Source organism: Streptococcus mitis, from assembly GCF_047464945.1.
Lineage (GTDB): Bacteria > Bacillota > Bacilli > Lactobacillales > Streptococcaceae > Streptococcus > Streptococcus mitis_EA.
Genome location: NZ_JASHAX010000001.1, coordinates 179,605 through 194,554, shown reverse-complemented (window position 1 = coordinate 194,554; position 14,950 = coordinate 179,605). Strand labels below are relative to the sequence as shown.

General features: G+C 40.4%; 4 protein-coding genes. All 4 read right to left on the bottom strand.

Translation table 11 applies throughout. The features are described 5' to 3' along the window. The 4 genes from QM424_RS00965 to rexB all read right to left on the bottom strand — a co-directional run bounded on the left by QM424_RS00965 (nt 1) and on the right by rexB (nt 14,824). Nucleotides 1-6,465, bottom strand: coding sequence for a ZmpA/ZmpB/ZmpC family metallo-endopeptidase (locus tag QM424_RS00965; RefSeq protein WP_414392657.1), 6,465 nt, complete (start codon nt 6,463-6,465; stop codon nt 1-3). Between the two features lie 240 nt (nt 6,466-6,705). Beyond that, a complete protein-coding gene (locus QM424_RS00960; RefSeq protein WP_414392656.1) occupies nt 6,706-7,884 on the bottom strand; it encodes a hypothetical protein in 1,179 nt (392 codons plus the stop codon). Between the two features lie 17 nt (nt 7,885-7,901). Next, nucleotides 7,902-11,552 (bottom strand): helicase-exonuclease AddAB subunit AddA, encoded by a 3,651-nt coding sequence (addA, locus tag QM424_RS00955; RefSeq protein ID WP_414392655.1) that lies wholly within the window; start codon nt 11,550-11,552, stop codon nt 7,902-7,904. After that, nucleotides 11,549-14,824, bottom strand: coding sequence for an ATP-dependent nuclease subunit B (rexB, locus tag QM424_RS00950; RefSeq protein WP_414392654.1), 3,276 nt, complete (start codon nt 14,822-14,824; stop codon nt 11,549-11,551). The genes addA and rexB overlap by 4 nt, the downstream gene beginning before the upstream one ends. Nucleotides 14,825-14,950: the final 126 nt, after the last annotated feature.

The window sequence follows — 14,950 nt, the reverse complement described above, 5'->3', positions numbered from 1 at the left end:
CTATTTTTTATTTTCAAAAATTGAACTTCTAAAATCATCAGTTTGGTCAAGATAAGCTTTAAAGATTGCTCTCTTCAACTTATGAACTGCACTGTCTGTTTCTGGATTATAGTTATTCCAATGAGGAGTTTCTGTATCCTTGCGGACAGCTTCATTCATTAGTTGTTGCAACTCATCTATATTGCTTGTAGTTTTGGTTGCAAAGCTTGTCCATGATTTACTTGTATCATTAAAGGTAACTTTATTCAATTGACTGAATTTGTCTTGTCGCTCTTTATACATGGCCTTTTTAAAATCACTCCAAGTGTCGTATTGACCATTAAATAATTTTTGAAGTACTAATTTATCTGTTACCAATCCTTTAGTCTTACCATATGAGGTAATCGTTTTATTATTTGCCCTAGCATCGGGTTCAAATTGATTTGAAATATATGGCACCATACCATCTTTAAATCCTTTAGCAGCTAATAGTTCATAGGCCATACGACGTCCCATCAGGTCACCTGGCGTTCCGTCATCATTACTTAATGCTGCATAAATCGGCGCAAATAATTTAATAGTGAAGTAGCCATTTCTTTCGTATTCACCTAAGGCATATTCCCTAGACGAAATAATATTATTCTCAATCAAATCATTAAATGAATGTAATTTTTCAGCTTCTGCATATGCCAAATCTTTAACTACATTTGTTGCATAGACACTATTTCCATCTGGATCTGGATGATACTCATTTGTAACTTTTCTAAGAAGTTGTTGTTTTTGATTCGTATCCAATTTAAGAATTGAATTTCCTTCAAGATATTCCAACATATAAACAACATCAAACATGTTGTGTACATATTTTTGAAGATCTGTCGCGTCTTTAAATCTCGTAGTTGGATCGAGTATTTGTAATCGTTCTCCTTCTTTACTATCCGATTTTAAATGTTTCAAGATCGAGTTGATGGTGATTGTCGCATCATCTGGATGGTCTGGTGCTTGTAATAAGCCTTTGGCAAAGAACTCTGGTCCCAAGCCACTTCTTCGACCATAGCCACCAAGATAGATGTCCTGATCTGAGTCATGCGTCATTTCATGTGTATAAGTGATAGCTCCATCCTTATCCAACATACGATAACCCATATAATAAACGGCATCCCCTGTAGCATAAGCACCGTGTCCATTATGACCAACTTTATTTCCAACAGGTCCAAAGAAATGTTTCATTGTAGGATTTGGACTATCAAAATCTGATACTGTTTGGGCTTTTCCATTGGTATGGTCATCTCCAAATTTATAGGCATCATAAAGCAAGATATTTCGGTAAAGCTTCTCACGCCCTTCCTTATCTAGAATACGATACCAATAATCGTAGTGATCTCGTTGACGTTCGGCAGTTTCGTGAGCGCTCTTTTCAACAAAGTTATTTAGATCACCATTTGCTTGATGCTCTTTATTACGGTAACGATCATAAGCACCAAAGCCTAGGCTAGAGATAGTTGAAATGACAAATACTGATCTTTCTGGCAATGTTAGTAGAGGCAGTACCATGTTACGGTATTTCCAACTGTCGCTAGTGATTCGATCATAAACACCAATAGAATACTTGCTGCCAACTTTTTCCTGATTAGCCCTCACTTCTGGAATATTAGATTTTTCTTCAACGATTAAGGCTTTTGTCTGTGATTTAAACCATTCATTGTTAGTTTGATGTGGTGCAAATGCTTTACGGTAAACTTCTAAAGCACTAAACAAATCTTTTGTACCGTAGTTATTCGTTAACAAGGCATTATAAGTAACCACATTATTTTTAGCCAAGAGATTGTTGTAGCCAGATTTACCTAGTTCAATAATCGTATCAAGAGGAGAGGTATTTCCCTTACCAAAGAAATCCATATGGAACATAAGCAAATCTTTTGCGCTAGCCTTATCAAATTTGAAACCATACCAGCGTTCTAGATAGGTTAATCCTAGCATCAAAGCTTCTTTGTTTCGCTTGATTTTATCAACGATGTAATTGTCAATAGCACTATTATTTCCAGTAACAGCAGCATCAGCTGAAAGCAATTTTTTAAGAGTCTCAGTCAAGTGCTCTTTGGTTTTAGCGAATTGCTCATCTAGATAGAGTTCTGTTAATTTAACATTATCAGAGATTCCTAACAAATTCTTAAGAGTAGTTGGATCATACTGCACTGTATTTAAGTCATTTTTAACTCTGTTTATTATAGACGTATAATCTTTTAGGAAAGCATTTGGTGTGTATACTAGACCTGTACTTCCAATAGTATACTCAGCCAGATTTGCAAAATCACTATGGTAGGTTAAGCTCACTTTCTCAGATGTTCCATCTTTGTAATGTAGTAGTAAGTGATTGATAGAGTGCTTATCTGAAGTAATATCTGAAACCACTTCCTCATTTTTCATAGCAACAACAGATAACAATTCTTTCTTAAATAGATTATTATCAGCTGACAATTGATTTCCATATTTCACAATGGTGTCTCTATTATAGAAAGGCAATAATTTTTCTATATTTTTATATGCAACTTTTCTTGTCTCCTGATAATGAGCTGCCTTGGTATAATCTACATCCTGTTTAGCAGAATTTGTAAAATCTTCCACGGTTATAGTTTTCTTTGTAGTAATCTGGTCTTTCTTGGCTTGAACTGCTGTTTTTTCAATCTCAGTACCACGTTCTACAGTGGAATCAACTGACATTACCTCATCTCCAACTGCTTGAACATTAACTACCTTATTGTCTTTATTACTGTATACCTTTGTCTGCTTCATACCATCAAAATGGTATCCAGAAATCGCATTCCCATTTGTAATATTCATATCGCTGAGAACGTTATTCAAGTGGCCGGTATTATCATCTGCTCCACCTTCTTGTGTCCATAGGGAACCTGCAACTCCACCAACTCTAGCGAATGGTTTAGCATTATTTATTTCACCTTCAGCATAACTATTTGCTACAGTTGCATTATTTTCTACGATACCTGCAATTCCGCCAATGGTTTGGTTAGAACGTTCTGCATTGCTTGAAATAGTTACTGATGCTATAGAATGACCTACACTAGCATTCGTACCAGTTAATTGACCGACTAGACCACCAATTGCATACTGAGAGGTTGTAACAAAAGTATTTGTTATTCTTCCGGTGAAGCTACTATTACTTACGGTAGAATTTTCAACTTTTTGGACAAGTCCTCCGATACCTAGCTCACCAGCAATGATTCCATTTGCGTGAACGTTCTCTAAAGTTGAAGAATTTGTTGCTTCCTTAGCAACTGATGCGACATGATTCTTACCAGAAATATTGACATCTTTTAAGGTGAGATCCTTAACAGTAGCGTGTTCTAATCTATTGAATAACGGCTTTTTCAAATTATAGATAGCATAATGTTTACCCTGATGACTACCAATCAATTTCCCTGTAAAGTTATTTGTAATATAACTTTCTTGGTTTTCACCTAACTCAACCTCACGAGCATTCATTGTTGCACCCAAAGTGAAAGTTCCATCAGGTCTACTATTCATATCAGTTACTAATTTTTTAAATGATGTGTAGATAGGGCTATCGTTTTGAACAAGTTTTGGAAGATAATAAGTAAAATTGTCTTGATATTGATTATCTACAGATTGCTTCAAGTGTTCTAATCTAGCCGTGATTTTATAGACTGGTTTGCCATCTTTTGTAGTATCCTCAATGTTTGAAACTGGAAGCAGTACATCTTTAAATTTAGCTGACTTCACCTTAATGAAATAAGCAGATTTATTATCTGGTACTTTATCCAAGCTTGTATGCTGTCTTGACCGATCTCCTTCATAACTATAGAGCTCCACATCAGAAACACTTCTTAATTCTATTGTTTTCTCTGGATCTGTTTCTTTCGGCTTCTCAACAGGAGTTTCAGGTTTAAGTTGCTCGATATTCCCCTTGTATTCAGGAAGTGGATCTACCTGTTCTGGTTCAACAATAGCTCCAGCTTGTACGCCTGTATATTCTGGTAAGGGGGCTACTTGTTCTGGTTCGACTAATGCTCCAGCTTGTACGCCTGTGTATTCTGGTAGGGGTACTACTTGTTCTGGTTCAACAATAGCTCCGGCTTGTACGCCTGTGTATTCTGGTAGGGGTACTACTTGTTCTGGTTCAACAATAGCTCCGGCTTGTACGCCTGTATATTCTGGTAGTGGTCCCACTTGTTCTGGTTCTACTATTGCTCCTGCCTGTGGACCTGTGTATTCTGGTAGGGGGGCAATCTGCTCTGGTTCAACAATAGCGCCAGCTTGTACGCCTGTGTACTCTTTTGGTGGCTCTACTTTTTCTGGTTCAACAATAGCTCCAGCTTGTACACCCGTATATTCTTTTGATGGTTCTACTTTTTCTGGTTCTACTATTGCTCCGGCTTGCACTCCTGTGTATTCTTTCGGTGCTTCTACCTGCTCTGGTTCTACTATCGCTCCAGCTTGTACACCTGTATATTCTGGTAGTGGGGCTACCTGTTCAGGTTCTCCTTTATCACTTACCACAGTATCTGGCGACTCTGGTTGAACCTCAGTCTCACCTTTGTCAGTCACAACCGCTTCCGGTAGCTCTGGTTGGACTTCTGGTTCGCCTTTTTCAGTTACAACAGCTTCGGGTAACGCTGGTTGGACTTCTGGTACGCCTTTATCGCTTACTACTGCTTCCGGTAATTCAGGCTGAATTGCGGGTTCAACAATAGCGCCAGCTTGTACGCCTGTATATTCTGGTATAGTGGCTACCTGTTCAGCTTCACCTTTATATGTTACAACTGCTTCTGGTAACGCTGGTTGGACTTCTGGTACACCTTTATCACTTACTACAGCTTCTGGCAACTCTGGTTGAACTTCCGGTACACCTTTATCACTTACTACAGCTTCTGGCAACTCTGGTTGAACTTCCGGTACGCCTTTATCTGTTACAACTGCTTCTGGTAACGCTGGTTGGACTTCTGGTACACCTTTATCACTTACCACAGTATCTGGCGACTCTGGTTGAACCTCAGTCTCACCTTTGTCAGTCACAACCGCTTCCGGTAGCTCTGGTTGGACTGCTGGTTCGCCTTTTTCAGTTACAACTGCTTCCGGCAACGCTGGTTGAACTTCTGGTTCACCTTTATCACTTACAACTGCTTCCGGTAACACTGGTTGGACTGCTGGCTCACCTTTGTCGGTTACTACAGCTGCTGGTAGTTCAGGCTGAATTGCAGGGTCAACAATAGCTCCAGACTGTACTTCCTTATGTTCTGCACCAGTCTCAGCTTGTTCCTTTATAACTTGAGCTTTTTTAGTACCTTTTTCGACTATTCTTGTAACAGGCGCAGTCGTTGAAGTTGAAACAATTTCTCGTGAAACCTCTTCCTTGTTTACAGAGAATATTCTGACGATTTCAACTTTCTTACCTAATTTACCTTCTTGTTTGACCCTTACAGTTCCTTCAGCTAAATCAGGATTCTCCTGAACTTCTTCTTGAAAATCTATTTTTGTCTCTATAGTTTCCTCACGATATAAGAGTTCAGGTTTGTTCAATTGACCTGATAGAACTTCATCCTGTGGATTTAATGTATTTACGCCAGTCTTTTCTTTTGAAGAAATCTTCTCCTCTTTCTTCGTTTCTGGATTCTTATGTTCTGCCAACTGTGCTTGAGAATCTGAAGATTGTTTCTCTTCTTTTCTTGGATCGGTTAATTCTGTAGAGAGAGGTTTTTCAACTACTTGAACTTCTGTCGGCTTAGTTGAAGAAACAGGTGTTTGTTCCTGAATAGCTTGTACTGTTGATGGATTCTCTACAAAATTCGGTGTAACACTATAATCCACCTTTTGTTGAGTTGTTGGACTAGATACTGATTTCTCTTGATTGCTTACTTTAGATTCAGAAGTTATGTTTCCCTCTTTGATATATCCAATATAAGTATAATCTGAAATCTCTTTAGGAAGAGGTAATTTTTCTCCAGAGGTCAATTCATAGTCCGTATTGTAATTCAGTAAGAGATTATTTTCTAAAGCATGAGCTGATATTAGGACACCATTTCCTATTCCTGCAACCAATACTAAATGTAATACTGTTTTATTCTTAACTTTTTTCTTAGAAACGGCAAAAATTAAAATTCCCAGAGCAGCTAAGCTAGCACCAGCAACTAGGGCTTGCATATCATTCTTGCTTCCAGTATTTGGCAATTCCCCCAGTTGATTTTGGGAATTTAATTTATAAACCAGATAATAAGTCTCATCATCATTCTCCACGTATGTCGGAATATCATAGACAAGCTTATTTATTTCTTCTGATGATAGCTCTGAATCTGTCACATATTTATAGTGAACACCTTTAGTCTCTTGAGCATCCACAGATGAACTACCTAATACAGACATAAAAAATAAACTTGAAATCGTTGCAGATACAAGTCCTACTGATAATTTTCTAAATGAAAAACGCTGCTGTTTTTCACCAAAATACTTTTCCATTATTCCTCCTTGAAATAAAATTTATATTTATCTTACGAAAGCCTTTGATATATTAGTGTATTATCTATAAAAAAGGCATCACACTTTGATTATACTCTTAATTTACCAAAAAGTCTTAAAATTGCGTTACGTTTTCATACTTTGTTTTATATATAAAATACCAAGTAGTAGTTTTGCAATTCCCTATTATTTTTTTGGATAAAATAACACCTACCATGGCATTTCCACGGCAGGTGTTACTCATATCAATAATCGTTCTAAAAATGGTTTGAGGCAGTTTAGGAGAATTCCTTCTATCCAGCTTTCCTGTGCTGAGGATAGATGATCTGACTGGAGACTTTCTTTTAGAAAATCTCGAACTTGTTCTGGTGCAATTTCAAACTCAAAGGCTTTCATTTTATAGAAAAAGTCGAGCAGATGGTCTGACAGATATTCAGTTGAAAATGGCACTTCTCCACTTTTTCGATATTCTAATAAGAGCCTAGAAAATCGGGATTTTTCTTCAGGAAGCTCACGAAAATAGGAATTGAGGAGCCAGGTCTGCTTCTGCTTTCTTTCAATTGGATCTTGACCGGCAATTCGTTGGTCTTTTTCCAACTCTTTTTGGTATTGTTTGGCCTTGACAGCCCGTTCTGTTCGATTTTTACCAAAAAGAATTTTCTCCCACTTGCGTTCTTCTTGAGTCAGGGTCTCTGTAAAGCCAAAGTAATCTTGGTAGGCACGCTCTGCTGGTCCCATAGCTAGAACCAGATTGTCTGCATATTGCTTGGCGATTTTATCCCTCTTCTTTCGCTCCTTCTCTGCCTGAATACGGAGTTCTTGCTCGTAGTCAATTTTCTCCTTGCCTAGCTTGACAAGGTAGAGTTGGTCATCCGGCTTTCCAAGTAAAAAGGGTTTGATACACTTTTCAAGGACTTCTTCCATACGAGCCTTCTTCTTGGGCTCTGCTTTGGTCCAACTTCCTCCTTGAAAGACTTCTAGGAAGAGCTGGTAGTCTTTCTCAGGTGAGAACTGATTTCCACGATTGGGTTTAAAAACACCTTTTTCCCAGAGCCACTTTAGAAGACGCTCGTCAAAGTCACTTTTATTGACCTTGATTTTCTCTTTTTTCTGGGCTTTTCTGGTCAGATTTTCAACCTTTCTGAGCAGTTTTTCTTCCTCTTCCAATTGCTGGTCAAGGGACAATCGATGAAAATGACGAACACAGTCGCTACCAATTGGAAAGAGACGTTGGCCTGTGACACCATTAAAGAGTTCGTAGGCGTACTTGATGGCATTCCCACAGACACAATTGCTACGGCCGATACCGTTAAAAATCAAGGAAACTTCATTCCATTCCTTGGTAGCTTGTTCCCAAGTATCAGATTTTGAAGCCTGTAAAACCGCATCGTGCAGGGATTTTCTAACTGGCAGTGTCATGATGTCTCCTTTCTAGATTATACTTTTACAACTTGAACCTCTTCTTTACCCAGTAAAATCAAGTATTTTTCAATATTTTCAATCGAATAGACTCGAGATAAAGCCTCTCCGTATAGGGCTAACTGACCACGATAGCGGTCTACAAGTTGACTTGGTTCATCATAGCGGTCTGTCTTATAGTCGAACAGAACAATTTTGTCTTCGTAAAGTAGATAGCCATCAAGGATACCACGGACAACAAAGTCTTCCTGACTCTTTTGGTCTCGTTTAAGCATGGAGAAGGGTTGCTCGCGGTAGAGATAGTCGGTATTAGTAAGAATTTCCTGACCGAGTTCTGTATCAAAGAATGAAAGAATTTTAGCAAGATTAATCTTGTCTCTGACAGCTTGGCTGGTTTGAACTTGTTTGAGAGTTTCTGTCAGGCTAGCAAGCGTTGGTCGCTGACTGAGGTCCATTCTCTGCATCAGTTCGTGGGTAGCACTACCAATCTTAGCTCCTGTTACCTTTTCTTTGGTTGAAAAATCTGGCAAATCAAAGTTGATTTTCTTGTCTACTGACTGGACTTGACCAGCAATCTCAACACCCTCCATATCCATAACAGGTTCGTAGAATTCCTTGATTTGACTTGGGGTTTGAACACTAGGCAGTTCAATGGCTGCGCGATGAAGTGTATTATAAACTTCCACCTCTTTCAGCATTTCAAGGGCTTCTTTGATGGTTTCTGACTGGCGATTGTCTACTTGGGAGCTATCTTGGAGAGGGCTCTTATTTTCTAATTCTCCGATAGCTTCTCTAGTCAACTGATCCTCACCAACAAAACGATAGCTAAAGTTGAGATTATCCTTTGCAAACACTTTACTGATAGCCCAAAGCCAATCTTGGAAATTCCTTGCTTGCAGTCTAGTAGATCTATTTAGTTTTCCATTTTTAGCCGCTGGGTATTCCTTGGCTTCCAGCTTTTCACAAGAACCTTTACCGACAAGATAGAGCTTTTTCTCAGCCCGTGTCATAGCAACATACAGTAGACGCATTTGCTCAGAATAGCTTGCCAGCTGTAATTCTTCTTCGTTCTGTCTATGGGTCAGACTAGGAATGGAGAGTTTGATGGTTTTAGGATAGTGATCTTCCACTGCTCCTGTCTTCATTTTGGCAATATATTTGACACCAAGACCATTCTGACGGCTGAGAATGACCTCTGACATAGAGTCTTGCTTGTTGAAATCTTGATCCATATTGAGGATGAAGACGTAAGGAAACTCTAGCCCTTTACTCTTGTGAATGGTCATGAGCTCTACTGCATCTTTTGGCGGTGCGACTGCCACGCTTGCAAGATCGTGCTGGGCTTCTAGGACCTTGTCAATCATGCTAATAAAACGTGACAAGCCCTTGAAATTGCTCTTTTCAAATTGATCAGCACGCAGTGCTAGGGCATAGAGATTGGCCTGTCTAGCAGAACCATTTGGCAAAGCCCCAACATAATCATAATAAAAGCGGTCGTTGTAAATCTTCCAAATCAGGTCATATAGGGAGTGGGTTTTGGCATACAAGCGCCAAGAAGCCAAGATATCCATGAATTGGTTTAGTTTCTCAGCTAGAGCCGTGTGAATCAAGTTTTTCTGGCTTGTTACCATTTTTTGTGCATTGATCAGTTTTTCATGGAGATTTTCGTGGACTTTATCCTCTGCTTTCTGAAGGGACAAACGTGCTAACTCGTCCTCATCAAAGCCAAACATAGGAGACTTCATAAGGGCAACCAAGGCATAGTCTTGGAGAGGATTGTGAATGACACGAAGGGTGTCTAGCATGACTTGCACTTCTAGGGATTGGAGATAATTGTTTTGCTCTCCATCGGTTTTGACAGGAATCCCGTACTCAGACAGGGATAGAAGAATCTGGTCATTACGACTGCGACTGGAGGTCAGAAGGGCAATTTCTTTAAAAGCAACACCTTTTTCCTTATGGAGTTTAATAATTTCCTTGATAACCAGACGCATTTCGCCTGTTAGTTTCGTTTCTGTTTGACTCTCTTCTTCCTCACCTGTATCGCCCTTGTCGTAGAGAAGAAATTCTGCCTTGTTGTCTGTATTAGGAGTCAGTTTGGTATTGGCAAAAACAAGCTGGTGCATGTTATCATAGTTGATTTCGCCGACCTCTTGGTCCATGAGACGTTCAAAGACATCATTGGTTGCTGACAGCAATTCTGAACTACTACGGAAATTTTCCTTCAGGAGAATCAGCTTGCCCTCTTTTGGATTTTGCGCATAGCGTTGGAACTTCTCATTGAAAATCTGCGAGTCTGCTTGACGGAATCGGTAGATGGACTGCTTGATATCTCCCACCATAAAGCGATTGTGGCCATTAGATAGCAATTCCAGCATCCGTTCTTGAATATGGTTGGTATCCTGATACTCGTCTACCATGACTTCATGGAAACGTTCCTGATAAGCTTCACGGACTTGCGGGAATTTCTCTAAAATCTCAATGGTGTAATGGCTGATATCAGCGAATTCAAAGGCATTTTCCTGACGTTTACGCTGACGATAAGCCTCCACAAAATCGCTCATAAAGGTTTGGAAGGTTTTAGCTAGTTTCCAAGTGTCTCCATGATAACGTTCTTGATAGTCGAGAATTGTTATCTGGTCTGCTAGTTGTCCTAGTTTTGCAATCTGGGATTTTCTTTCTTCATTGTAGGCATCGGCCAGTGGCTTCAAATCAGCCTTGCGACTGGCATTGGTCAGAGCTCGGCCGTTTTTCTCTTTCGAAATTGCGGCAACACGCGAAAGCACCGCTTGATAATCCTGACTATCCGACTCTTGATTTAAGGAGCCAATTTCATCCAGAATAAACTGGACATTTTCTAGATAAGCAGCCTTTGGAAACTCCTTGGCATCATTATCCAGATGATAACGGAAGAAACTTTCCAAGTCCCAAAGAGCTTGCTGGATTTGTGTGGTCAGTTTTTCTTTTTCACTGCTAAAATCAGCTTTCTCAAAGCCTTTGAGAAAAGATTCACTCAGCCATTTCTGAGGATTACTGGTAGATTGGAGGAAGTCATAGATTTTATAGACTTGCTGGCGCAGTCCCCGTTCATCCTTGCCACGCCCAGCAAAATTTTTCAGCAAATGACTAAAGGTCTCTTTCTGTTTACCTTGGTAATGGGCTTCAAATACCTCATGAAAGACTTCGTTTTTTAGAAGAAGTTGCTCGCTTTGGTTTTGTAAAATACGGAAATTAGGCGCAATATCAAGCAGATAGCCATGTTTACCAAGGAATTTTTGTGTGAAGGAGTCCATGGTTCCGATGGCTGCGTTGGGTAGGTCTGCCAACTGGCGACCCAAGTGTTGTTTGAGTTCGACATCATCCGCTTCTTGGATTTGCAGGCTGATTTTTTTCTCCAAACGTTCTTTAAGTTCAGTCGCAGCCTTGACGGTAAAGGTTGAGATAAAGAGTTGAGAAATTTCGACACCACGCGCCAATTGATCTAGAATGCGCTCTGCCATGACAAAAGTCTTCCCAGAACCAGCAGACGCTGAGACAAGGATATTTTGACCAGAAGTGTAGATGGCTTCAATTTGCTCGGCAGTTTTCTTCTGTTCCTTGCTCGAATGGGCTTCTGCTTCTTGCAGTTTTTGAATTTCCTCCTCAGTTAAAAAGGGAATGGGCTTCATCGATTCAACTCCTCTCTTATTTTTTCAAACCAAGCTTGCTTGAGTTTTTCTCCGACCAGACGCTTGCCATCAGTTAAGTCCAACTTTTCTAGAAAACGGGCTTGGCCCAAGTGGTAATTGGCTTCAAATCCTGTAATTGCCTGATGTTGCTGAACATACGGTGCAATACTTCTGCCATTTTCGGTATAAGGATTAATGGCGAACTGACCTTCTAAAATCTTCTCAGCCGCTTTCTTGTAAAGATGGGCATTGTAGTCCAGTAGGAGCTGGAATTCCTCATCTGTCAGCTGATTAGCCTTGTTTTTATTGTAAAATTCACCCAAATGACTGCTTTCTTTTTCTAAAAAGAGCCCTTGGTATTTCATTGACTTGCTAGCTTCTACTACTGCACCTGCCAGACTTTTAACGGCCATCAGAGATTGGACAGGCTCAGCCATTTCCAAGTACATGGCACCAAAAAAATTCTGCTCTCCTTCTCTTTTTAAGGCAGCTAGATAGGTTGGCAACTGGGAATTGAGCCCATTAAAGAAATGAGGAAACTGGAACTGAGTCAGACTGGATTTGTAGTCTACTACTCCTATCGCTCCATCAGCTTTCAATCGGTCAATGCGGTCAACCTTACCTCGTACAAAGACACTGCGACCACTGTCTAATTGAATAAAGGCTTGATCTTTGCCGCCAAAATTCGCTTCCTCTTTGATGGTTTCGATGGCTGGATTGTGTCTGAGAATATGTCCAGTCGTCCGTGCCACATCAAGCAGAACTTCTTTAGTAAACTGGGCTTCCAAACTTTCCTGATAAATTGCTTCAAATTCGCGTTCTTGACTGGTTTCTTGAATAGCTTGTTCTAGACGGTTATCAAAGGAATCTTCATCAGGCAACTGCAAGGCACGTTCAAAAATACGGTGCAAGAAATTTCCGTGACTACGGGCATCAGGACGCAGACGTAATTCTTCCTGCAAGCCTAAAACATAACGGAGGAAATAACTGTATTGGTTCCGGTAAAACTCCGTCAAACCTGATGTAGAAAGGTAAAACTCCTTGTCAGCTGGATAGAGAGCTTGTAAGGTGTCCTTAGCCAACTGCTTACTACTTGGACTGGTTGGGAGGGCTGGATTTTCTAGACCTTTTTGGTCAAGTTTTTTACCCATGACACGCGCCAGAACCTTAATAAATGTCAAATCTTGCTCAGTCTCACTCATCTCGCCCTGCTGGTGATAGGCAACCAGACTGGACAAAAGACTGTGATAGGAGCCAATATCCTCCTTAGACAGCCCTTTGTGATTCATCCTCTTCTCTTTTCGACTAAATCCAAAATGGACCAGCTCTTGAAGATAAGCTGACTCCTTACTTTCACTTTCATTAAAAAGGCTTGGAGCCGACAAGACCAACTGCTTACGCGCAGAATTGACCAAGGAAAGCATGGTATAGCGATTTTTCTTGAGATTTTCACTGCTGGCAATCAGCAATTGAACGCCTTCTTCTGTCGCTTGGTTTAGGTTTTGCCTTTCTTCATCAGTTAAAAGACTGGTATTTTGCGCGATTTTTGGTAAATTGTCCTGAGTCAACCCAATGGCGTAGACAAAGTCAGCTGTTAAGGGCGCAATCAAATCGTAACTCTGCACCAGAACGGTGCCCACTGTCGCTGGAATAGTACGGTATTGAGATAGACTCATTCCAGAATGGAGCAAGGCTAGGAAGTCCTCTAGACTAACCTGTGAACCAGCAAAAACAGTCGCAAATTGTTCTAAAACATGGCAGAATGCCTTCCAAACTTCGGCTTGTCTTTCCTGTTCTACAGCTTCCATAGTGGCTGTCAAATCTTGTAACTGCTTGGTCACTGAACTTTCTTTTAGAAAGCTATTCCACTTTTGCAAGAGGTTTTCAGCCTTTTGGTTTCGACTGGCAAAGAGATTCTCAAGAGGTGATACAATCCGCAAACGAAGGACATTCAAACCTTCCAAATCAAATTTTCCATGGTGGGATTTGGTAAAAGTTTGCTGAAAGGATGGCAAGCCATTGATACCAAGATAGCGGATATATTGCTCAAATGCGTCAATATCAGCCTGACTGCAGTCTGTATACAAACCTGTTCTAAGAAGGTTAATCAAGTCCTCCTGACGGAAACGATAGCGTTTTAAAGCCAAAATAGACTCAACAAACTGCGTCAAAGGGTGGTGCGCCATGGACTCGCTTCTACCAAGATAGAAAGGAATCTGATACTGGTCAAAAATTGTTTTTAGAGATAATCGATAAGACGCTACATCCCCCAATAGAATACGAAAATGCTTGTAACTCAGATTTGAGTTCTCGTGCAATTTCTGACGAATGCTGCGGGCTACTAACTCCAACTCCTCCTTTTGTGTCAAGCAAGACCAGATTTGTAAGTTTTCACGGTCTTTCTCATCGACATCCAAAGCGAGTTCTGAAAAGTCATAAGAAGACTCCAGCAAACGAGAGGCCTTGTCAAAGCTATCTATCTTCTCATGAGTTTGAGAATAATCCTGAGCAGGCGTTTGGTATTTAGCAGCTAAATGACGGAGAAACTCCACACTGGCTTGATAGAGATTGCCTTCAGCGAATGGACTGGTATAGGCTTTCTTACTAGCATAGGCTCCAATGACAATCTCAACACCCTTGCCGTGAAGTAGGTCCACAATCCGCTCTTCCTCAGCAGAAAAACGGGTAAATCCATCAATGACCAAGGCGATTTGAGTAAAATCACTACTAACTTTGTTATTCTCAATAGCCTCAATCAAATGGGACAACTGACTTCCTTGAGCCAATTGACCTTGATTAAGATAGGCCGTTACTTTCTCAAAAATCAAGAGTAAGTCTGCTCGCTTGTCATCATCCGTCAAACTCTCCAAGTCCAAAAAACTCATCTGAGCTTTGGTCATCTCGTGGTAAAGCTCAATCAACTGCTGGATAAATTGAGGATCCTGCTTGATGGCACCGTATACTCGTAAGTCTTTGGGATCAAGTTCAGCAAGGCATTTGTAAAAGGCCATCCCAAGACCGATGTCATCAAGAGTAGTTTTAGCTGGTAAGTCATTCAAGACCAAGTAACGAGCCATTTGAGCAAAGCGCGTGACGGTAATCGCAAAAGAAGCCTGCTGGAACAAGCATTCCAGCACGGCGCGTTCCTTTTCAAAAGAAAGAGAGTTGGGAGCGATGTAGAAGACCCGCTTGCCCACAGCAACTAGCTCCTCAGCCTCCCTAGTTAGAATTTCAGTCAAAGAAGTCCGAATATCAGTATAAAGTAATTTCATCTCTGCCTCGTTGGAATTTTTCATTACCTTTTATTATACCATGATTAGCCAGCCAAGTCTGAAAATAATCAGTTCTTATCCATCTGTTGAAAAGAAAATGCCGGAAAGTTCCGACATTGTTTTAGT